Annotated in this window: 18 protein-coding genes and 2 rRNA genes (1 of these 20 only partly in view); 11 read left to right on the plus strand and 9 right to left on the minus strand. The window is 60.7% G+C overall.

Annotation, left to right across the window (positions count from 1 at the left end; all coding sequences use genetic code 11):
• Positions 1-210 precede the first annotated feature (210 nt).
• From ACT5M9_RS07585 to ACT5M9_RS07595, 3 genes are all read left to right on the plus strand, one after another.
• Positions 211-1734 (plus strand): pyridoxal-dependent decarboxylase, encoded by a 1524-nt coding sequence (locus tag ACT5M9_RS07585; RefSeq protein WP_457983237.1) that lies wholly within the window; start codon positions 211-213, stop codon positions 1732-1734.
• A 138-nt stretch (positions 1735-1872) separates the two neighbouring features.
• Positions 1873-2424 (plus strand): septation protein A, encoded by a 552-nt coding sequence (locus ACT5M9_RS07590; RefSeq protein WP_438550968.1) that lies wholly within the window; start codon positions 1873-1875, stop codon positions 2422-2424.
• A 24-nt stretch (positions 2425-2448) separates the two neighbouring features.
• Positions 2449-2745: a YciI family protein gene (locus ACT5M9_RS07595; protein ID WP_457983239.1), complete on the plus strand. Its 297-nt coding sequence runs from the start codon at positions 2449-2451 to the stop codon at positions 2743-2745.
• A 138-nt stretch (positions 2746-2883) separates the two neighbouring features.
• Here the strand turns inward: ACT5M9_RS07595 and cysQ are convergent, their stop codons facing one another.
• Entirely contained in the window at positions 2884-3654 is a 771-nt protein-coding gene (cysQ, locus tag ACT5M9_RS07600) for a 3'(2'),5'-bisphosphate nucleotidase CysQ (protein ID WP_457983240.1), read from the minus strand.
• A gap of 165 nt (positions 3655-3819) precedes the next feature.
• Here cysQ and ACT5M9_RS07605 point away from each other — a divergent pair, with 165 nt between their 5' ends.
• The 3 genes from ACT5M9_RS07605 to ACT5M9_RS07615 all read left to right on the plus strand — a co-directional run bounded on the left by ACT5M9_RS07605 (position 3820) and on the right by ACT5M9_RS07615 (position 6758).
• Entirely contained in the window at positions 3820-4140 is a 321-nt protein-coding gene (locus ACT5M9_RS07605) for a ComEA family DNA-binding protein (RefSeq protein ID WP_457983242.1), read from the plus strand.
• Positions 4141-4235: 95 nt separating this feature from the next.
• Complete coding sequence (gene galU, locus ACT5M9_RS07610) at positions 4236-5147, plus strand: UTP--glucose-1-phosphate uridylyltransferase GalU (protein ID WP_457983244.1); 912 nt, start codon at positions 4236-4238, stop codon at positions 5145-5147.
• Positions 5148-5360: 213 nt separating this feature from the next.
• Positions 5361-6758 (plus strand): peptide MFS transporter, encoded by a 1398-nt coding sequence (locus ACT5M9_RS07615; RefSeq protein WP_457983246.1) that lies wholly within the window; start codon positions 5361-5363, stop codon positions 6756-6758.
• Between the two features lie 71 nt (positions 6759-6829).
• On the opposite strand, the gene ACT5M9_RS07620 is transcribed toward ACT5M9_RS07615, so the two are convergent.
• On the minus strand, positions 6830-7801 hold the full coding sequence (locus ACT5M9_RS07620) for a response regulator (protein WP_438550974.1): 972 nt from the start codon (positions 7799-7801) through the stop codon (positions 6830-6832).
• Positions 7802-8053: 252 nt separating this feature from the next.
• Here ACT5M9_RS07620 and ACT5M9_RS07625 point away from each other — a divergent pair, with 252 nt between their 5' ends.
• The 3 genes from ACT5M9_RS07625 to ACT5M9_RS07635 all read left to right on the plus strand — a co-directional run bounded on the left by ACT5M9_RS07625 (position 8054) and on the right by ACT5M9_RS07635 (position 10433).
• Positions 8054-8722: a DnaT-like ssDNA-binding domain-containing protein gene (locus tag ACT5M9_RS07625; RefSeq protein ID WP_457983262.1), complete on the plus strand. Its 669-nt coding sequence runs from the start codon at positions 8054-8056 to the stop codon at positions 8720-8722.
• A gap of 90 nt (positions 8723-8812) precedes the next feature.
• Positions 8813-9667 carry a DnaA ATPase domain-containing protein gene (locus tag ACT5M9_RS07630; protein WP_457983247.1) on the plus strand — a complete coding sequence of 285 codons (855 nt, stop codon included), beginning with the start codon at positions 8813-8815 and terminating at the stop codon, positions 9665-9667.
• A 130-nt stretch (positions 9668-9797) separates the two neighbouring features.
• Positions 9798-10433 carry an SDR family oxidoreductase gene (locus ACT5M9_RS07635; protein WP_457983248.1) on the plus strand — a complete coding sequence of 212 codons (636 nt, stop codon included), beginning with the start codon at positions 9798-9800 and terminating at the stop codon, positions 10431-10433.
• Between the two features lie 28 nt (positions 10434-10461).
• Here ACT5M9_RS07635 and ACT5M9_RS07640 read toward each other — a convergent pair whose 3' ends face one another.
• From ACT5M9_RS07640 to ACT5M9_RS07655, 4 genes are all read right to left on the minus strand, one after another.
• Positions 10462-11646 carry an ABC transporter permease gene (locus ACT5M9_RS07640; RefSeq protein WP_457983250.1) on the minus strand — a complete coding sequence of 395 codons (1185 nt, stop codon included), beginning with the start codon at positions 11644-11646 and terminating at the stop codon, positions 10462-10464.
• A 103-nt stretch (positions 11647-11749) separates the two neighbouring features.
• A complete protein-coding gene (locus ACT5M9_RS07645; protein ID WP_457983252.1) occupies positions 11750-12886 on the minus strand; it encodes an ABC transporter permease in 1137 nt (378 codons plus the stop codon).
• A complete protein-coding gene (locus tag ACT5M9_RS07650; protein ID WP_457983254.1) occupies positions 12886-13890 on the minus strand; it encodes an HlyD family secretion protein in 1005 nt (334 codons plus the stop codon). Before ACT5M9_RS07650 ends, ACT5M9_RS07645 begins: the two co-directional genes overlap by 1 nt.
• A 73-nt stretch (positions 13891-13963) precedes the next feature.
• Positions 13964-15370, minus strand: a complete 1407-nt coding sequence (locus ACT5M9_RS07655; protein ID WP_457983256.1) for a TolC family protein — start codon at positions 15368-15370, stop codon at positions 13964-13966.
• 292 nt (positions 15371-15662) lie between these two features.
• Here ACT5M9_RS07655 and dusB point away from each other — a divergent pair, with 292 nt between their 5' ends.
• Together dusB and fis are read left to right on the plus strand one after the other, a co-directional pair.
• On the plus strand, positions 15663-16628 hold the full coding sequence (gene dusB, locus ACT5M9_RS07660; RefSeq protein ID WP_457983258.1) for a tRNA dihydrouridine synthase DusB: 966 nt from the start codon (positions 15663-15665) through the stop codon (positions 16626-16628).
• 25 nt (positions 16629-16653) lie between these two features.
• On the plus strand, positions 16654-16950 hold the full coding sequence (gene fis / locus ACT5M9_RS07665) for a DNA-binding transcriptional regulator Fis (protein ID WP_005309538.1): 297 nt from the start codon (positions 16654-16656) through the stop codon (positions 16948-16950).
• A gap of 69 nt (positions 16951-17019) precedes the next feature.
• Here fis and ACT5M9_RS07670 read toward each other — a convergent pair whose 3' ends face one another.
• The 3 genes from ACT5M9_RS07670 to ACT5M9_RS07680 form a co-directional block, all read right to left on the minus strand.
• Positions 17020-17652: a LysE family translocator gene (locus ACT5M9_RS07670; RefSeq protein ID WP_457983260.1), complete on the minus strand. Its 633-nt coding sequence runs from the start codon at positions 17650-17652 to the stop codon at positions 17020-17022.
• A 333-nt stretch (positions 17653-17985) separates the two neighbouring features.
• Positions 17986-18100 (minus strand): 5S ribosomal RNA (gene rrf, locus ACT5M9_RS07675).
• 122 nt (positions 18101-18222) lie between these two features.
• Positions 18223-20529 (minus strand): 23S ribosomal RNA (locus ACT5M9_RS07680) (it continues 582 nt past the right edge of the window).

Here is a 20529-nt window from a genome sequence, read left to right on the forward strand (position 1 = left end):
GCCTCCAACCAAAACTCGACTCACTCTAGCGGGCCGGATTTCAGGCTACAAGCGTTAGCTGAAAATAAAAATGCCGTCACCGGCGAGGGAACGATGCGCAGGAGATGGCTGTTCCCCCCGCCCCTTTGGTGTATGCTCTGCGGCCGGCGCCACGCCCAGGGCAAGGGCCAGGCTGACGCCGTCTGCCCCCATGCAGGTCTGGAGGACCCGATGAAACTGACTGAACTCTTCACCCAACCGGATCCGGCCTTCGGCCAGGCCATGACGGCCCTGCTGGAGACCTTCCATCGTTCGGACGACAGTCAGGCCCCCTACCAGAGAGGTGAGTTCACCCACCGACTCGACCAGTCCCGCATGCCCACTGCCGGCATGAATATCCAGGACTATCTGGCGCGGTTGGCAACCCTGGTGCCCGGCGCTTCACACCTCACCTCCCCCCGCTACATGGGACACATGACGGCGCCACTGCCCACCTTCACCGCCGAGCTCTCCCGCCTGCTGGTGATGCTGAACCAGAACCCGATGAAGATGGAGTCCTCCCGCCTGCTCAGCTTCCTGGAACGGGAGGTGCTGGCCAAATTGCATCGCCTGATTTACCGCCAGAGCGACGATTTCTATGCCAGCCAGATGCACGCCAAGGATGCGGCGCTCGGCGTCATGACCAGCGGCGGCACCATAGCTAACGTCACCGCCCTCTGGTTGGCCCGCAACCAGGCCTGTGGCGACAACCTGTTCACCCTCTTCGAGCAGGGCTATCGCGGCGCCGTGATCCTGGGGTCGCGGCTGATGCATTACTCCTTCGACAAGGGCATGGATCTGCTGGGGCTAGGCGCAACCAGCGTGTGGCGGCTCGATACCGACGCCGACAACCGGCTCAGCATACCGGCGCTGGAGGCCGCACTGGCCCGCTGCAAGGAACAGAGACTCAAGGTGCTGACCCTGGTCGGCGTCGCCGGCAGCACGGATTTTGGCTCCATCGACCCCCTGCCCGAGCTCGCCGCCATCGCCAGACGGGAGCGAGTTCACTTCCACGTGGATGCCGCCTGGGGCGGCCCTACCCTCTATTCCCCCCGCTATCAGGATTTGCTGGCCGGGATCGAGCTGGCTGATACAGTCACCCTGGATGGCCACAAGCAGTTGCTGGTGCCGCTGGGTACCGGCATGCTGCTCTGCCGCCAGCCGGATCTGATGATGGCGGTGAAGCGGGAGGCTCCCTATGCCATTCGGGCGACCTCCTTCGATCAGGGACGTTTCACCCTGGAGGGGACCCGCCCCGCCAATGCACTCTATCTGGACGCCGCCTTCCAGCTGCTGGGCCAGCAGGGCTATGCCGAGCTGATCGAGGCAAACTACGGCAGAGCGCGGCTGATGGCCAGGCTCATCGAAGAGAACCCCGCCTTCGAGCTGATGTCTGCCCCGGTGATGAATCTGCTCTCTTATCGCTGCATTCCACCCCATCTGCAAAACAAGGCGCTGGATGAAGCGGCCAACAGACAGATCAATGAGTTCAACGTGGCGCTGCAGAAGACGCAGCGGGCGGAGGGTCACAGCTTCGTCTCCCGCACCCAGCGGGCGGTGGGGCGCTATGGCGAGCAACCCCTCACCCTGCTGCGGGCCGTGCTGCTCAACCCGCTGATCGAGGAGCACCACATCCGTGATCTGCTCGCGGATCAGGAGCGGCTCGGCAAGCAGATCGCCCACGAGCTGTTTGGGACGAACTCCCCGCAAGAGTGATGCCGGCATGCCATCAGCCGGGATGCAGAGCAAGAGGCCGACAGAGCGGAACTGGTGACGAGACGAGCGGTCTTATTCATTTGCCGTTGTCTGGCGGGCAGGTACACTGAGTGAAATTTTGAGCTTAACGGACCCAGCATGAAGCAGTTTATTGAATTCATTCCCCTGATCGTCTTCTTCGCGGTCTACAAGTTTTACGACATCTACATGGCCACCGGCGCCCTGGTGGTGGTGACCGGCCTGCAGCTCGCCTACAGCTGGATCCGCTATCGCAAGGTGGAGAAGATGCAGCTGTTCACCTTCCTGCTGGTCGGCTTCTTTGGCGGTCTCACCGTCTTCTTCCACGACGACACCTTCATCAAGTGGAAGGTGACCGTGATCAACGTGCTGTTCGCCCTCGCCCTGCTCATCAGCCGCTACGGCTTTGGCAAGAACCTCATCAAGCAGATGCTGGCCAAGGAGCTGCAGGCGCCGGATCGCATCTGGGATCACGTCAACCTCGGCTGGGTCGGCTTCTTCGCCCTCTGCGGCCTGCTGAACCTCTACGTGGCCTTCAACCTGTCTCAAGAGGTGTGGGTCAACTTCAAGGTGTTCGGCCTGCTCGGCCTGACCCTGATCTTCACTCTGCTGAGCGGCGTCTACCTCTATCGCCACCTGCCGGCGGAGCAGAAGGCCGAACAGGACAAATAACCGCAACCAGAAAGGGATTGTTCCATGTGGTATCTGATCTACTCCGAAGACGTCGCGAACAGCCTGCCCCAGCGCAAGCTGGCTCGCCCCGCCCACCTCGCCCGTCTGCAGGCGCTGCAGGATGAGGGACGGCTGCTGACCGCCGGCCCCAACCCGGCCATCGACGCCGAGGATCCTGCCGATGCGGGCTTCACCGGCAGCACCGTCATCGCCGAGTTTGGCAGCCAGGCAGAGGCCAAGGCCTGGGCCGACGCCGACCCTTATGTGGCGGCGGGTGTCTATGCCAGGGTCACCATCAAACCCTTCAAGAAGGTGTTCTGAACCAGTCGCAGACAAGGCAGACTCCCAGAATGCAGAAGGCCGGACAATGTCCGGCCTTCTCGTTTATGCACCGTTTCGTATCGACGCTTTCATCTCGATACTCTCATCTCGATACTATGGGGGCGCTGTGATGCCTTGTCAGGCCCGCGCCACAAACCAGGGATTGAGGATATCCGGCTTGTTATAGGCAAGGGGCGAGCCGTCCAGCTGGGTCACGCTGCCCCCCGCCCCTTCCAGTACGGCCTGAGCCGCCGCCGTATCCCATTCACAGGTAGGAGCCAGACGTGGATAGAGCTCGGCGCCTCCCTCGGCGATGATGCAGAACTTGAGGGAGCTGCCCATGGAGACCAGTTCAATCTCCCCCTTCTCCATGTCGCCGAAGCGGGCCAGATAGTCCAGGGTCGCCTGGGAGAGGTGATTGCGACTGCCCACCACCTTCCAGGCTTGCCCTTCTACATGGGGACGCGTCTGGATGGGGGCCGTGCCACTCGCATCGGTCCGCCAGGCTCCCAGCCCCTTGCCCCCATACCAGAGCCTGTCCAGCACGGGTGCATAGACCAGCCCCCAGACCGGCTTGCCCTCCTCGATGAGGGCGATATTCACCGTAAATTCCCCGTTGCGGGAGACGAACTCCTTGGTACCGTCCAGGGGATCCACCAGCCAGTAGCGGGACCAGCCGAGCCGCTCCTCCATGACACCGGCATCCGACTCTTCCGACAGCACGGGGATATCCGGGGTCAAGGTGGCCAGGGCCCATATGATGACCTCGTGGGCCCCCTTGTCGGCCGCAGTGAGCGGGCTCTCGTCCTGCTTGTACTCCACCGCGAAGGGTTGACGGTAGATAGTCATGATGGCACGACCCGCGGCGCGGGCGATGGGCTCCAGATCGGAAATGGCGGGTAGGGACATGGAAAAGGCATCTCGCTCAAAGGGTTAGCCAGTGTAACCGAGGAGGAGCCGTCCGGCTTATAGCCGATTCACCTGAGTTATTACCCTGTCACTTTTCACAGACGAAAAGTGGCGCAGCTCGGCTAGCTTTCTATAGCAATTCGACATCTTACAAGGACGTAAACCATGAACAGAAAGACCCTGATCGCCACCCTGCTGCTAGGCGCACTGCCGCTTTTTAGCCAACCCCTGCTCGCCGCCGACAAGCCGGCCACCAAGCCTGCGGCCACCATCAACCAGGCCAAGGAGAGCGGCAAGATCAACCTGAACACCGCCAGCGCCGATGAACTCGCGGCCCTGAAGGGCATTGGCGAGAAGAAGGCCCAGGCCATCGTCGACTATCGCGAGAAGCAGGGCAAGTTCACCTCGGTGGAGCAGCTGGAAGAGGTGAGTGGGATAGGACCCGCCACCCTGGATGCAAACCGGGACATGATCATCGTCAAGTAAGGGTTTCATGCCATAACCATGATGAGGGCAGCCTGTGGCTGCCCCATTTTTCTTCGGGTATCATGAGCCCACTTCGTATCTTCGGACTCACTTCCATGAAAAAGACACCCCTCGTTGTTCGCAAGGCCGTTCTCCCCGTCGCCGGCCTGGGTACCCGCATGCTGCCCGCCACCAAGGCCATCCCGAAGGAGATGCTGCCCGTGGTCGACAAGCCGCTGATCCAGTATGTGGTGCGCGAGGCCATCGCCGCCGGCATCAAGGAGATCATCCTGGTGACCCACTCCAGCAAGAACTCCATCGAGAACCACTTCGACAAGAGCTTCGAGCTGGAGGCGACCCTGGAGAAGCGGGTCAAGCGTCAGCTGCTGGAAGAGGTGCAGCACATCTGCCCGAAAGACGTGACCATCATGCACGTGCGCCAGGGTGAGGCAAAAGGCCTGGGCCATGCGGTGCTCTGCGCCCGCCCGCTGATCGGCGACCAACCCTTCGCCGTGCTGCTGCCGGACGTGCTGATCGACGAGGTGGCGAGCGATCTCAAACAGGACAACCTGGCGGAGATGGTGCACCTGTTCGAAGACGAGCAGATCAGCCAGATCATGGTGGAAGCCGTGCCCGAACAGGACGTGGACAAGTACGGCATCGCCGACATCAAGGGCGAGGCGCTGACCGCCGGCATGTCGCTGCCGATGCAGGCCATCGTCGAGAAGCCCCCTCGCGATGAGGCCCCCTCCAACCTCGCCGTGGTCGGCCGTTATGTGCTGTCCGCCAACATCTGGCCCCTGCTGGAGAAGACCCCGGCCGGCGCCGGGGACGAGATCCAGCTGACCGATGCCATCGCCATGCTGATGGAGAAAGAGCAGGTCAACGCCTACTTCATGAAGGGGCGCAGCCATGATTGCGGCAGCAAGCTCGGTTATATGAAGGCCAATGTGGAATATGCGAGCCGCCACAAGGAGCTCGGCAAGGAATTCACCAGCTGGCTGAAGCAATTTGCCAAAGAGCTGTAATCGCTGAATTTTCGCACAATACACAGAATAAAAAACTGGGCATCATTCGATGCCCTTTTTCATTTTTTAAACAATAAATCAACCATTGATAGATAAAGTAACGTCAAAAACGCTCGTTGTAATTCGATTCCGCATGTTTTATAAGGAAGATGGCTTGTTCCTAGCCCTTGCATAAAATTTCTAAAAAAATATAAGACACAGGTGGAAGTTCCAATGAATAACCCGTCCAAAGGGACCTTTTTAGGTCACCCTAAAGGGCTTTTTTTGCTCTTTAGTACCGAACTGTGGGAGAGATTCTCCTATTACGGCATGCGTGCCGTGCTCGTCCTCTATCTGACCGACATGACCGCCAACGGCGGCATGGGCTGGACTCAAGCCGATGCCCTCAAGCTGTACGGCATCTACACCGGCCTGGTCTACATCACCCCGATCATCGGTGGCTGGCTGGCAGATACCTTCCTCGGCCAGCGCCGCGCCATCCTGTTTGGCGCCGTGCTGATGGCCGCCGGCCAGTTCACCCTGGCCCTGCCCCACGCCATGTTCCCGGACATGGTCAACAGCGTCTTCTACGCGGGTCTCGCCCTGCTAATCCTGGGTAACGGTCTGTTCAAGCCGAACATCTCCACCATGGTGGGCGACCTCTATCAGGAAGGGGATCACCGTCGTGACGGTGCCTTCACCATCTTCTACATGGGCATCAACCTGGGCTCCCTGCTGGCTGGCGTGCTCTGTGGCGCCGCCGCCACCGCCTACGGTTGGCAAGCCGCCTTCGTCAGCGCCGGTATTGGCATGCTGCTCTCCCTGGTGGTACAGGCCACCATGGCCCAGCGTTTCCTGGGTGACATCGGCCGCGTACCGGCCGCCCAGCGCGCCGCCGAGCAGCGCTCCAAGGAGCAGAAGGCCCCGCTGACCAAGCAGGAAGTGGATCGCATCAAGGTCATTCTGGTGCTGGGTCTGTTCACCATCATCTTCTGGGCCGGCTTCGAACAGGCCGGTGGTCTGATGAACCTGTACGCGCAGGAATACACTGACCGCATGATCGGCAGCTTCGAAGTGCCGACCGCCTGGTTCCAGTCCCTGAACCCCTTCTTCATCATCACCCTCGCCCCGATCGTGGCCGCCATCTGGATCAAGCTCGGCAGCAAGGAGCCGAACTCCCCGGTGAAATTCGCCATGGGTCTGCTGTTCCTGGCCATCGGCTTCCTGTTCATGATCGGTGCCGTGCTGGAGCAAGGCGGTGATCAGGCCGTCAAGACTTCCATGTTCTGGCTGGTCGGTGCCTACCTGTTCCACACCCTGGGCGAGCTCTGCCTCTCCCCTATCGGCCTCTCCATGGTGACCAAGCTGGCTCCGCTGCGCCTGGCCTCCCTGATGATGGGAGCCTGGTTCGGCTTCGTGGCCCTGGCCAACTATGCCGCCGGTTTCATTGGCTCCTTCGTGGGCGAGTCCGGTGCCATGGCCATCTTCGGTGGCATCGCCCTGGCCGCCGTGATCAGCGCCCTGATCCTGCTGACCATGGCCAACCGCCTGGTGTACTGGATGCACGGTGCCGAAGGTCCCGCCAAAGCCTCCGACGACAGCGACAAAAAGCTGCAATCCGCCGCCGTCTAACCGGCCTGGATGGTGAAAGAGAACGGGGCGCCCACTGGGCGCCCCGTTTTTATTGGCGAATGGAGCGCTCCTCAGTGGTGGCGCACCTGCATCTTCAACGCGCTGCCGCTGTCGCTGCGAAACTGCAGCTCGAACGGCTCGTGCCAGCTGCGCTTGTGCAGGCTATAACGGCTGCTGCGCATCAGACCGAGGGGCAGACCCCCCGAGCGCATCAGCCAGCGCGGCGAGGTGAGCCCTGCATTGGCAAACACCAGGCCATCCTCCTGATCAAACAGCAATGCAGCCATGGAAAACGAGTGGCGCAGCCCAGATTCCAACAACTGCAGGTTGAGGTAGTCGAGCAGGCGATGGGGCTGTGTCAGCAGTCGGCTCTCCTGCTGCTGGTACTGGCGGTAGGGCCCATTCATCAAAGATCGCACCAGGGCGCTGCAGAAGGCCGCATCCATGCCGAGGACCGGCAACTCCATCACCAGCACCAGCAGCTTGTCATCCAGCTTGAAGGTATCGGGGATGAAGAGGTTGCCCATGCCGGCGAAGGTGACCTGCCAGGGGCCCCACTCCTGCAGACCCGGGGGTGTCAGCCAGGCAAGCAAACGGCTGGAGGCCCTGTCGTGGGCGCGGAAGAAGTCCATGTGCTCCATCAGCTCTAGCTGTTGGCTCTGGTGCGCGGCCCCCGCCAGGCACTGATCGATGCTGCGCCTGATCTGACCATAGTCGGCGACCGGCTTGATGAAGAAGTCCCGCGCCCCGGCCCGCAGCGCCCGCTCGATCGCGGCCATCTTGTCCTGACCCGAGATGACGATGACGGGCACCTCGGGATAGCGGGCGGCGAGACAAGCTATCACTTCGTGTCCATCCATGTTGGGCATGTTGAGATCACAGAGCACTATATCGGGGTGGTAGAGCGCGGCGGCGGAGAGCCCTTCAATACCATCTTCGGCCTGAAAGACACAGGCCCCGTCATGTTCGAGATAAGTGACCAGCGAGTGGCGAAAAACGGCTTCATCTTCCACCACCAAGATCCGTAGTCCGGCTTTTGACATCTTGACAAAGCTCTTATTAGTCAGCGTGTTAGTTGGGTATTAAGCCTAGATCATGTGGGGTCTATATCGCCACCCAAGGATGCAATCCATTCCCTCGAAAGTGCCCCAACCCGGTACAACTGTTTGAAATAAACTGACTATTTCATCAATATTTTTTGGTGCTCCCTCCCGCCTCTCTGGGCAGGGCACCACGAATTGTATGCAGCCCCACCATGAGGGATAATGGCCCCACTCCCGATTGTGAAGCAGACCATGACCCCAGCCGAATACAGCGCCCTCGCCCATCCCAGGCTCTCCCACCCGGCCCGCAGCCTCTACACCTTGCAGCTGCGCCGACTGGTACTGGAAAACCGGCAAACCCGGCTCAACTATCCCGAGCTCGGGCGTGCACTGGCGGTGGTCGACCCGGGTGATCCCAGCGGCTTCTGCTATCAGGTCAATGCCCGCCAGCTGACCGAGTTGCTGGACGAGCTGATGGAAGCAGAACTGTTGCAAGTCGAGGCCCATGGCGACAGCGATCACTATCATCAGTGCCCGTTTCAGCTGCCTCTGCTGAGCCAGCGGGTGCGCAGCCCGCTGCCGGAGCGGCCATTCCAGATGCATCTGCAGTGGCGCCCGGATGAGGAGTTGCCCGCCCTCGCCCGGCTGTGCGGCGTGATCGACGCCAGCTACAGCGAGGAAGACCTCGGAGAGTTCATCGCCTACTGGCTTGGCCGTCCCGAGGTGTTCGACTCCCAGCATCAGTGGATGCTCAAATTTATCCGCACCCTGAAGAGCCGCCGCTACGCCCGTCGCCAGCCGATGGAGGTCAAGGGCTACCAGCAGGTCAGCCCCGCGCCGGTGGAGTCCGGTCCGAGCAGGCGGGCCCAGGAGATGATAGAGACGGCCAAGCGTCTGGCCCAGGAACCGGATAATGATTGATCCCGAACGCGGGCAACAGGCACTATTAGCCGCGCAGTCGGCCATGCCCTTGCCCACCCTTTACCATTTCCCTCGCAGAAGGAGCCATTCATGACAGACCCGCAAGACCCCCTGCGTCAGGAGCTGGAAGAGATCGAGGCCAGGCGCAAGAAGATAGCCAGGGCCAAACAGGATCAGCGGGTGCACGACCCCGAGCTGAGCCAGCATGTGGGCGGCCTGCTGGAACGCATCCGCCGCCTGCAGGCCCAGACCGGTGGCAGCCAGTACGACTACGAGACCCTGCGCAAGGAGTACGACGCCAAGGCGAACGAGGAGGTACGCGAGCTGCAGAAGGCGGCGCGCCAGGAGCGGATCTTGAAGCTGATCGCCCAGGCCGACCTCAACCCTGACTGGATCTTCGACAAGATGGATGCCGGCGATCCGGCGCTGCAATATCCCATCGAGACGGCCCGCTACTTCATCAGCGGCTTCGAGCATTGGGAGAAGAGCGGCGGCGGCTGCATGCTCATCTACGGTGACTACGGCACCGGCAAGTCGACCCTGGCGGGAGCCGTGGCCCACGAGCTGATCGAGCGCCACCAAAAATCGGTGATCTTCCAGCAGTGGGCCTCGATCGTCGATCGGCTGTTCTTCAACGTCATTCAGGATCAGGAGGAGCGCAACCAGTACCGCCGCGCCCTGGAAGAGGTGGACCTGCTGATCATCGACGAGGTGGCGGCGAACCGAGCCAAGATGGCGGAAAGCCAGTCCAGCTTCCTCGGCCACCTGCTGCGCCGTCGTCGCAACCTCTCAAAGAGCGTCATCATCATCACCAACCACAGCCCTCAGAGCCTGCATCAGGCCATCGGCGACTTCAGCTTCGAGGCGATTAAGGCCTTCAACCCGGTGGACATTCACCTGAGCGGCCCGAGCCGCCGCCCCAGCATAGGCCACTACAATGGCTGACCCCTGCGGGCCGATGTCATCGACGTCGGCCCCTTGCTTTTCTGCTATCCCTTCAAAGATAAAAACAACTCTCATTTACATCGAGTCATCCAGGCCCTAGGCTAACCCTTTTCTTCAAGGGGACTCTCTCATGCCAACCACTCTCATCTTCGGAGCCAGCCGCGGGCTGGGCCGCGCCTTCACCGAGCAGGCCCTGCGTCAGGGCAACAGGGTCGTCGCCCTGGTGCGCAATGCCGACATTGCCGCCGAGCTGCACGCCTTGGGGGTCGAGGTCGTCCAGGGAGATGCGCTGGATGCCGCCGCAGTCGCGCAGGCTTGCCTGCTGGCGGGCAGCGATACCCGGGTAGTCTCCACCCTGGGGAGCTTTCGCCAGACCCAGCCGGTGGATTATCAGGGCAACCGTCTGGTGATCGACGAGATGGAGCGGGCCGGCCTCAAACGCCTGCTGCTGGTCACCTCCCTCGGCTGTGGCGACAGCTGGCAATACCTACCCGAGCGGGCGCGGGAGGCCTTCGGCCACGAGGTGCGCCTGAAGAGTCTGGCGGAGAGCTGGCTGCAGACCAGCTCGCTTGAATGGACCATATTGCGGCCGGCCGGTCTGCAGGATGGGGAGGCGACCGGCAAGGCGGTGCTGAGTCAAAGGCAGGAGGTGCACGGCCTGGTGCGCCGCCAGGACGTGGCGCTGCGGGGTTTGCAACTGCTCACCGACCAGCAGGCTCTCGGCCAGATCTACGCCATCGGCGAGCCCGGCCTGCAGCGCAGTTAAGCCATCCTCGCCTTGCACAAAAAAACGGTCAGCCTTCGCTGACCGTTTCCATATCGGGCGCCCTGCCCTGGCGTTGGCGCCAGGCCAGCAGGAGGATGGCGAGCAGGCCGTTGAACAGCGTCAGCCCCCACAGCTGCCACCAGTAGGAGGAGATCTGGTTGAACGCGGCCCCCATCTGGTTCAGACGCAGGAAGCCCTCGATGGCCGGGGTGCTCGGCACCCATTGTGCCAGCCAGTTGAGCGGCATAGGTATGAGTTCAAGGGGCCAGATAAAGCCGGCGAGGAACACCAGTGGCAGGGATGACACCAGTACTACCTGGGTTGGCAGGTCGCGGCGGGTAAACAGGGCCCCCAGCACCACCCCGAGCCAGGTGGTGGCCAGCAGGAACGGCAGTGTAAACAGCCAGAGTGCCCCCGGCTCGGCGGTGCGCGTTATGCCGTAGTGATCGAAGCAGAAGCCGAAGAAGTAGGTCACGGGCAGCACGAACAGCCCCCCCAGCACCAGGGTTCGCGCCAGCAGCAGCGCTAGCACCGGCGCCTGCTGCCAGTAACCGCGCTCACCCCGCAGACTGCGCTGGTTCTGGGTCGCCCCCAGGATGCCGGCCCCCATCAGCAACACCTGGTGCAGGATCAGCACGAACACCGCCGGCACCACGTAGTTCACATAGCCCATGGTGGGATTGAACACCGGCAACACGTTGAGCCCCACCGCATTCCAGCCCATGGCCGCCTGAGGCAAGGCCTCCCCGTGGCTGAGCAGGCGTGCCACCTTCACCTGAGCGGCCAGGGTGCCCCCCGCCTGGGCCAGCCCCTCGGCTACGGTGCCATAGACCAGGAAGTAAGAGGCGTCCCCCGCATAGCTCAAGGTAACGCTCTTGCCCAGCATCAGATCCCGATAGAAGTGGCGGGGAATGTGCAAGATGCCGCTCCCCTTGCCGGTCAGCATCCACTCCCGCGCCTCGCCCAGGCTGGCGACCCGGGCGACCAGTTTCACCTGGGGAGTGGCGTCGGCCATGAACTCCAGCTGGCGGGAGAGCTGACTGCCGTCATTGTTGACCACCACCACGGGCTCTTCCCGCGGCAACTGATGCAGATAGGGTTGCGGATAGAGGAAGGAGTAGAAAAATACGCCGCCAAACAGGGTCAGCATGATGGCCCTGTCCGCCAGCAGGGTGCGCAACTCTAGGCGCACTAGATCCCAGAAACCTAGCATGCCATTGGCTCCTTCCACCACCAGGCGGCAGCGATTTGTGGCGCCAGCAAGAGGCATAAATCAATCGGCTGCCACTCGAGGCGTGGCAAACCCCAGGATCCCATCATGGCGTTGGCTCCTCGGCCTTGTGAGCCGGTCTGGCTTGTGGCTGATAACGGCGTGCCACCACGAGCAGGGGTAGCAGGAACAGCAGCAGGGTGCCGAACTGGGGCAGAGCCGCCCCGAGCGGCAGGCCGTAGTTGGTCTGCCCTATCTGCAGCTCGACGTAGTGGGAGATCGGCAGCAGGCTGCGCCAGAATTGGGCGACATCCCCCATGGCGCTGACCGGGAAGGTCACCCCCATGAAGGCGAAGCCCGGCGCGGTGTAAGCCCCCGCTATCGACAGGGCCCGCGCCGGATCCCGCAGTACGGCGTAGAAGAAGGCCCCCATGCTGACGCAGGCGGCCGACGCCAGCCCCAACCCCAGAGTCAGGATCAGCCAACTGCCCTGCATGGGATAACCGAGCGCCTTGAACAGCAGCAGACTCCACCCCAGCCCCCAGGCCCAGCCGATGAGCACATGAGGCAGCAAAATGCGCCACAGGCCCTTCCAGACCCCTTCACGGGCCCACTCCAGGCCAAGCCTGTCCATCCGCGCCAGGGCGTTCAGACCGTAGAGCACCACCAGGATCTGCCACACCGCGGGCAGCAGGGCGCTCAGCAGGAACTGGGCATAACTGGAGTTGAGGTTGTAGAGCGCCGTGATCTGGCTCGCGATAGGCAGGGCTTGCCCCAAGGCGCCGGGCAGCGCCTTGCCATCCGCCATGGCCTCCAATACACCAACCTGACCGTTGAGGGTACCGACCACCTGGGCCAGGGCCGAACTCACCAGCTTGGCGATCAGGATGAACTGGCCGTTGTTGAACACGGTCACCTGGGGCTGGGTCCCCTCGCGCGCATCCCGCTCCAGATGGGCGGGGATCACCACCAGGGCGTAGATGTCGCCACCCCGCAGGGCGCTAGCCCCCTCGTCGATGGAATCGAACTGAGCGCTCACCTTGAGCCCGCTCGAGCCATCCAGAGAAAACGCCAACTGGCGGGAGAGGACGCTGTGGTCCAGATCCACCAGGCCGACCTTGAGGTCACGGGCAAGCCCTGCCGAGAAGATCCAGCACAGGATCCCTATCAGCAGCAGGGGTACCCAGCTCGCCAGGGCCAGGCCGAAGGGGTCCTGCCACAGCCGCCGCCATTCACGTCCCATCAGAGCTCGACCAGCACGCTCATGCCGACCCGCAGCCCGTCAACCGGTTGCAGGGGGCGCGCCTCCACCTGGAAGCTCTTCATGTCGAAGCCCTGACGGGTATCGGTGGCGCGCCAGGTAGCGAAATCCCCCATAGCCGCGACATGGGTCACCTTGAAGCGCACCAGCTGATCCCCAAGACCCGGAATGCGGGCATCGAACTCGGTGCCGACCGGGAAGCGGGGCAGCAAGTCCTCACGCACGTGGAACTGGGCCCAGGCATCCTCCATGTCGAGCAGGATCACCACGGGGAAGCCCTGGGGGGCCAGCTCGCCGCTGCGCAGCAGCACCTGGGCCACCTCGCCGGCATGGGGGGTATTGATCCGGGTGTCCGCCAGATAGGCCTCCACCTCGGCCACGCCCCCTGCCGCCATCTTGGCCTGCTCCCGGGCCGCGATCTTGGTCTCCTCCCGCGCCCCTTCCAACGTCATCTGATATTGCTGCCAGGCCATGCCTTCGCTGTACTTGGCCGCCTGCCAGGCAGTCCAGGCCTCATCCCGTTTCTGAAGGGACATGACGCCATCCCGGTGCAGGTTGGCGATGCGGGCATAGGTCTTGCCATGCAGCAGAGCCGCCGCCTTGGCCTGCTGCCACTGATCCTTGGCCGCCGCGATCTGCTGGGCCCGCGCCCCCTTCTCGGCCTCTTCGGCCAGGGCGCCAGCCGCCGCTTCTCCCGCCTTGGCCTGACTCAGCTTGGCCTCGATCTCCGGGCTCGCCAAGGTGAACGCCAGTTGCCCCTTGGTCAGCACATCGCCCTTCTTCACCAGCACCTCGTCGATGCGGCCCGCCACCTTGGAGGAGACGGAATACTGCTGCGCCTCTATCTGGCCCTGCAACCGCACCGGCTCCGGCTGATAGGCGAGCCAGAAGCGCCAGCCCAACCAGATCACCAGCAACACCAACAGCAGGCCCAGCAGCAAGGGCTTGCCCTGGCTCATCTTCTTCTTGATGGGGGGATGACTCATGCATTCACCTCGGCAGACAGGCGACCCTTGGCGGTCGAAACAAACGGGGAAAAGGGAACAGACAGGACCGAACTCATGAATTCACCTCAATGGCCCTACCATGCTGATATTGATTGAAACTGTTCATCTGGCCGGAGAGCGCCAACAGACGAGCCAGGGAGACCACGTACTGATAGGCCGCCGCGGCGCGCTGGGTCTTGACCCCCGCCAGCTGGTTCTGGGCATCCACTACATCGAGGGACGTAGAGAGTCCCTGGCCAAACGCCTTGTCCCGCAGCCGCACGTTTTCCTGTGCCAGCGCCTGGGTGGAAGAGAGAGACTGATACTCCTCCAGCCCCTGGGCCGCCTCGCGCCAGGTCTTCTCGACCAGGAGCTCCAGATCCTGGCGGGTCTTGGCCTGCAGCAGATTGACCTGCAACTCGGCGCTCTTGGCCGCCTGCACCGTCTCGGAGCGACCGTCACGGCTCACCAGCGGCATGCTGACCCCGACCCCGACCAGCCAGTCCGGCGTGGTCTTGGAGACGATGGAGTCATCCTCATAGAGGTTGTAGTTGCCGAACAGGAAGAGCTCGGGGGCGTACTTGCCCTTCTCCAGCTTGATCATGCCCTGGGCCTGCTCCTTCTTGGCCGCCAGCAGCTTGAGACCCGGGTGCACCGCCAGGGTCTCCTGCACGAAGGGATCGAGTTGCGGCATGCCGTCGTTGATGAAGAGGCCGGTATTGGGCTCTGCCTGTTTGAGTTTGAGCATGTGACCGAGAGCCAGCTGGGCTATTTCCAGGCTGCGCCGCGCCTTCTGGGTATCGATGCGCGCCCTGTCATAGGCCGACTGGGCGGAGAGTCGCTCCACCTTGGCGATCTGGCCCTGGGCCTCCAGCTTCTGGGCATGATCCAGATGATGGGCCAGCCCCTGCTCTATCTCCTGCTTGGTCTGCACCACCTGGGCCGCCAGCACCACGCCGAAATAGGTCTGGGAGAGGCTTTCGAAGGTGGACTGCTGCTTGAGCACCAGCAACTGCTGCGCCTCGCTCACCTGGGCCTGGCGAATGTCCTGAGCCGCATCGATGCGCCCGCCGGTGAACAGCGGCCACAGCATCTTGACCGAGCTGGTGACCACGTTCTGCTTGGTCAGCGGGGTGACGAAGTCGCTCGGGCTCAGATTCAGCGCCTGCATGACGGGGCCCAGCACCTTGCCAAACTCCGGGTGGTTGGCGATGGGGTTCAAGTCCAGCATGTCCAGCTCCATCGGCTGGTCGAGGTGGGTATAGCTGGCCCCCACATCCACCTTGGGCAGATACATGGCCTTGGCCGCTTCTCGCAGTTGCTCGGCCCGCTCCACACCCGCCTGCTCCGCCGCCAGGCCGTCATCCTGCTGGATGACCCGGCTCCAGGCCTCGGTGAAGCTGACGGTCTGCGCCTGGGCCGAGCCCAGCATGGCTCCCAGCAGGCAGGGACCGAGCGATTTGATGAACCTTGACGTCATACATCCCCAAATTCTATTTGTAATGAAATTGTGTGGAGCCTTTGCTCGATTCAGGCTCGCTATCATAACGTAAACCCGCGGCGGAGGGAGACTCACAAATCGTCGATGCCCTCACTCATTTGGCCCCGTCCATGGTCCCAGACAATATGTCTGATTTTCAAGCACTCCTGAATTTGCAAGCCTTGGGGCGACGTTTTTTTCAGAAAAAAATGGCTGACGCTCAAATACTAACCTTTTCTCCTGACTAAAAAATGCGTAATATACGCCGCCCTAAGCCGATGGTAACCGTGGAATGCAGATAGGTCCCCACACGCTTGAAACTCCCCTGATCGTGGCCCCCATGGCCGGTGTAACAGACCGACCATTTCGTGAACTTTGTTTGCGGCTGGGTGCCGGTATGGCCGTTTCCGAGATGCTGCTGGCCAACCCGGATGTCTGGGATACCCAGAAAACCAGGATGAGAATGGACCACTCTGCTGAAGGCGGATTGCGATCGGTCCAGATTGCCGGTTCCGACCCCAAGATGATGGCGTTTGCCGCCCGCTACAACGTGGAGCAGGGCGCTCAGATCGTCGACATCAACATGGGATGTCCGGCAAAAAAAGTGAATAAGAAGTTGGCAGGTTCCGCCCTGCTGCGCCAACCCGATCTGGTCAGAACCATCTGCCGGGCCGTGGTGGATGCAGTGGAGGTGCCTGTCACCTTGAAGATCCGCACAGGATGGGATCCGGATAACCGCAATGGCGAGGAGATCGCCCGAATCGCCGAAGATTGCGGTATCGCGGCCCTTGCCGTGCATGGTCGTACCCGTACCGACCTCTATCGGGGCGAAGCGGAGTACGACACTATCAGGGCGATTAAGCAGGCCGTATCGATTCCTGTTGTCGCCAATGGCGACATAGACAGCCCGGAGAAGGCCCGGTATGTCCTCGACTATACCGGCGTCGACGCCGTGATGATCGGCCGTGCAGCGCAAGGACGACCCTGGATTTTCCGGGAAATCCGTCATTTTCTTGAGACGGGCACCAAGCTGCCACCTCCCGACAGGGAAGAGGTCCGCACCCTGATGAACGAGCATGTTACCAACCTGCACCAGTTTTACGGTGCATATCTGGGAGCGCGCATTGCCCGTAAACACGTGGGCTGGTATCTGGATGAAGAAGAGACGGGCCGAGAATTCCGTAAACATTTCAATGCCCTGGATTGTGCAGACGCACAGCTCGAGGCACTTGAAGTGTATTTCGATGGATTAGGTTAACGCATAACTAAAGAGCCGACCGAATATGTTCGAACAAACCCTGACTTCTGATGCATTGGTAACAACTACTCACAATCACGCCGCCGAGCCGACCCAGCGCCCCCTGCGTGACTCTGTGCAACAGGCCCTGCGTAACTACCTGGCCCAGTTGAACGGTCAGGAAGTGATTGATCTGTACGATATGGTTCTCTCCGAAGTCGAAGCTCCCATGCTGGACGTGATCATGCAGTACACCCGTGGTAACCAGACTCGCGCCGCCGTGATGATGGGTATCAACCGTGGCACCCTGCGCAAGAAACTCAAGCGCTACGGCATGAACTGATTTCAGTCTCCTGCAGCAGTGCAGACGAAGGCGTATCCCAGCGATGGGATACGCCTTTTTCTATGGCCGTCATTCGGCGGCCAGCTTGATCCCGAGCCCCACGAACAGGCCCCCCATCAGCCGATTGAGCCAAGTTCCAGCCCGGGCGGGCAGACGCAGCTTGCTGCTCGCAAAGGCGGTGGAGAAGGCCAGCAGATGGCACCAGATCATGCCGTTGATATTGAAGATGCAGCCCAGCACGATGAAGGCCAGCGCCTTCTGCGGCGCCGCCGGATCGATGAATTGGGGCACGAAGGCCAGGAAGAAGAGCGCGACCTTGGGATTGAGTACATTGGTCAGCAACCCCTGCCGGTAGATACGCCCGTAGGAGAGCCTGGGCAGCGTCACAGCCGCGTCTGCGCTGGCAGATGCGCTCGCCTTCTGCCTGAGCAGAGAAATCCCCAGATAGACCAGATAGAGCGCCCCAGTCAGCTTGATGACGGCAAACAGCTCGGCCGAGGCACTCAGCAGGGCCGACAGCCCCAGGGCCGCCGCCAGCACGTGCACCATGGTGCCCGTCCCTATCCCGAGCGCCGCCACCGAGCCGGCCCGCCAGCCTTGGGCGCCGCTGCGCAGCATGATCAGCAGGGAATCCGGTCCCGGCATCATGTTCAGCAGCAGGCCAGAGACGATAAACAACGCCAGATCGTGGATCCCCAACATAGACAGCTCCTTGTGTATGAAACAGACAGTTTATGGATCCTGCTGGGCTTGTCACCCCCCGTTTCCGGCGATAGTGGCTATCAACGCAGGGCATAGCCGCCCTCTATGCAGACAGTAGAAGTGGGTCAGCCCAGTGATCCGGTAGTTTGGAGCGGAGAAGATCAAGGAGATAGGCAATCAGAGGGGTAGCAAGCAGTGAGTTTGACTGGATGGTTCGAGCTGTACGACTTAGTAGACTGAAAAAAGAATACTTAATGGATGGTGTGTCTGCAAAGTCCTGAATTTCAGCCAATAAAAAAGCCCGCTCGGATGAGCGGGCTTCTTCAATTGGGTGCCTGGCAGTGTCCTACTCTCGCATGGCGAATGCCACACTACCATCGGCGCTACCGCGTTTCACTTCTGAGTTCGGCATGGGATCAGGTGGTTCCACGGCGCTATGGCCGCCAGGCAAATTCTTAATCCAGAAAGCTGACGTGAATAACGATGTTGCTCGTGGCTTGTCGTTATCACTGAATTTTTGAGTAGTTCTTGGGGTTTGTTACAAGTCTCAGAACACTTCTTGGGTGTTGTATGGTTAAGCCTCACGGGTAATTAGTATGGGTTAGCTCAACACGTCGCCGCGCTTACACACCCCACCTATCAACGTTGTGGTCTCCAACGGCCCTTTAGGACCCTCAAGGGGTCAGGGATGACTCATCTCAGGGCTCGCTTCCCGCTTAGATGCTTTCAGCGGTTATCGATTCCGAACTTAGCTACCGGGCAGTGCCACTGGCGTGACAACCCGAACACCAGAGGTTCGTTCACTCCGGTCCTCTCGTACTAGGAGCAACTCCCTTCAATCATCCAACGCCCACGGCAGATAGGGACCGAACTGTCTCACGACGTTCTGAACCCAGCTCGCGTACCACTTTAAATGGCGAACAGCCATACCCTTGGGACCGACTTCAGCCCCAGGATGTGATGAGCCGACATCGAGGTGCCAAACACCGCCGTCGATATGAACTCTTGGGCGGTATCAGCCTGTTATCCCCGGAGTACCTTTTATCCGTTGAGCGATGGCCCTTCCATTCAGAACCACCGGATCACTATGACCTACTTTCGTACCTGCTCGACCTGTCCGTCTCGCAGTTAAGCTGGCTTATGCCATTGCACTAACCTCCTGATGTCCGACCAGGATTAGCCAACCTTCGTGCTCCTCCGTTACTCTTTGGGAGGAGACCGCCCCAGTCAAACTACCCACCAGGCACTGTCCGCGAGCCCGATTCAGGGCCCTGCGTTAGAACATCAAACATACAAGGGTGGTATTTCAAGGACGGCTCCACGACAACTGGCGTCATCGCTTCAAAGCCTCCCACCTATCCTACACATGTAGGTTCAATGTTCAGTGCCAAGCTGTAGTAAAGGTTCACGGGGTCTTTCCGTCTAGCCGCGGGTACACCGCATCTTCACGGCGAATTCGATTTCACTGAGTCTCGGGTGGAGACAGCATGGCCATGGTTACACCATTCGTGCAGGTCGGAACTTACCCGACAAGGAATTTCGCTACCTTAGGACCGTTATAGTTACGGCCGCCGTTTACCGGGGCTTCGATCAAGAGCTTCGCTTGCGCTAACCCCATCAATTAACCTTCCGGCACCGGGCAGGTGTCACACCCTATACGTCCACTTTCGTGTTTGCAGAGTGCTGTGTTTTTGATAAACAGTCCCAGCCATCTGGTCACTGCGACTCCCGACAGCTCCATCCGCAAGGGACTTCACCATCAAGAGCGAACCTTCTCCCGAAGTTACGGTTCTATTTTGCCTAGTTCCTTCACCCGAGTTCTCTCAAGCGCCTTGGTATTCTCTACCCGACCACCTGTGTCGGTTTGGGGTACGATGACTTGTAATCTGAAGCTTAGAGGCTTTTCCTGGAAGCAGGGCATCAATGGCTTCCGCACCGTAGTGCGTTCGTCTCGTGTCTCAGTGTTGTGTCTCCGGATTTGCCTAGAAACACCACCTACGCACTTTCACCAGGACAACCGTCGCCTGGCCCACCTAGCCTTCTCCGTCCCCCCATCGCAATTACAAGTCGTGCAGGAATATTAACCTGCTTCCCATCGACTACGCCTTTCGGCCTCGCCTTAGGGGTCGACTCACCCTGCCCCGATTAACGTTGGACAGGAACCCTTGGTCTTCCGGCGAGGAGGCTTTTCACCCCCTTTATCGTTACTTACGTCAGCATTCGCACTTCTGATATCTCCAGCATGCCTCTCGACACACCTTCGCAGACTTACAGAACGCTCCCCTACCACTCACGCTTAGCGTGAATCCGCGGCTTCGGTGCCTGGTTTGAGCCCCGTTACATCTTCCGCGCAGGCCGACTCGACTAGTGAGCTATTACGCTTTCTTTAAATGATGGCTGCTTCTAAGCCAACATCCTAGCTGTCTGAGCCTTCCCACATCGTTTCCCACTTAACCAGAACTTTGGGACCTTAGCCGGCGGTCTGGGTTGTTTCCCTCTTCACGACGGACGTTAGCACCCGCCGTGTGTCTCCCGGATATTACTTACTGGTATTCGGAGTTTGCATGGGGTTGGTAAGTCGGGATGACCCCCTAGCCCAAACAGTGCTCTACCCCCAGTAGTATTCGTCCGAGGCGCTACCTAAATAGCTTTCGGGGAGAACCAGCTATCTCCGAGTTTGATTGGCCTTTCACCCCCAGCCACAGGTCATCCCCTAACTTTGCAACGTTAGTGGGTTCGGTCCTCCAGTTGATGTTACTCAACCTTCAACCTGCCCATGGCTAGATCACCCGGTTTCGGGTCTACACCTTGCAACTAGACGCCCAGTTAAGACTCGGTTTCCCTACGGCTCCCCTATACGGTTAACCTCGCTACAAA

This window comes from Aeromonas sp. AE23HZ002T15, assembly GCF_054165525.2.

Coding starts and splice junctions, on each gene's coding strand:
- ACT5M9_RS07650 (WP_457983254.1), bottom strand. CDS start 13,890: ATGAGTCATCCCCCCATCAAGAAGAAGATGAGCCAGGGCAAGCCCTTG.
- ACT5M9_RS07655 (WP_457983256.1), bottom strand. CDS start 15,370: ATGACGTCAAGGTTCATCAAATCGCTCGGTCCCTGCCTGCTGGGAGCC.
- ACT5M9_RS07615 (WP_457983246.1), top strand. CDS start 5,361: ATGAATAACCCGTCCAAAGGGACCTTTTTAGGTCACCCTAAAGGGCTT.
- ACT5M9_RS07625 (WP_457983262.1), top strand. CDS start 8,054: ATGACCCCAGCCGAATACAGCGCCCTCGCCCATCCCAGGCTCTCCCAC.
- dusB (WP_457983258.1), top strand. CDS start 15,663: ATGCAGATAGGTCCCCACACGCTTGAAACTCCCCTGATCGTGGCCCCC.
- ACT5M9_RS07590 (WP_438550968.1), top strand. CDS start 1,873: ATGAAGCAGTTTATTGAATTCATTCCCCTGATCGTCTTCTTCGCGGTC.
- ACT5M9_RS07645 (WP_457983252.1), bottom strand. CDS start 12,886: ATGGGACGTGAATGGCGGCGGCTGTGGCAGGACCCCTTCGGCCTGGCC.
- fis (WP_005309538.1), top strand. CDS start 16,654: ATGTTCGAACAAACCCTGACTTCTGATGCATTGGTAACAACTACTCAC.
- ACT5M9_RS07605 (WP_457983242.1), top strand. CDS start 3,820: ATGAACAGAAAGACCCTGATCGCCACCCTGCTGCTAGGCGCACTGCCG.
- ACT5M9_RS07635 (WP_457983248.1), top strand. CDS start 9,798: ATGCCAACCACTCTCATCTTCGGAGCCAGCCGCGGGCTGGGCCGCGCC.
- ACT5M9_RS07640 (WP_457983250.1), bottom strand. CDS start 11,646: ATGCTAGGTTTCTGGGATCTAGTGCGCCTAGAGTTGCGCACCCTGCTG.
- cysQ (WP_457983240.1), bottom strand. CDS start 3,654: ATGTCCCTACCCGCCATTTCCGATCTGGAGCCCATCGCCCGCGCCGCG.
- ACT5M9_RS07620 (WP_438550974.1), bottom strand. CDS start 7,801: ATGTCAAAAGCCGGACTACGGATCTTGGTGGTGGAAGATGAAGCCGTT.
- ACT5M9_RS07585 (WP_457983237.1), top strand. CDS start 211: ATGAAACTGACTGAACTCTTCACCCAACCGGATCCGGCCTTCGGCCAG.
- ACT5M9_RS07670 (WP_457983260.1), bottom strand. CDS start 17,652: ATGTTGGGGATCCACGATCTGGCGTTGTTTATCGTCTCTGGCCTGCTG.
- ACT5M9_RS07595 (WP_457983239.1), top strand. CDS start 2,449: ATGTGGTATCTGATCTACTCCGAAGACGTCGCGAACAGCCTGCCCCAG.
- ACT5M9_RS07630 (WP_457983247.1), top strand. CDS start 8,813: ATGACAGACCCGCAAGACCCCCTGCGTCAGGAGCTGGAAGAGATCGAG.
- galU (WP_457983244.1), top strand. CDS start 4,236: ATGAAAAAGACACCCCTCGTTGTTCGCAAGGCCGTTCTCCCCGTCGCC.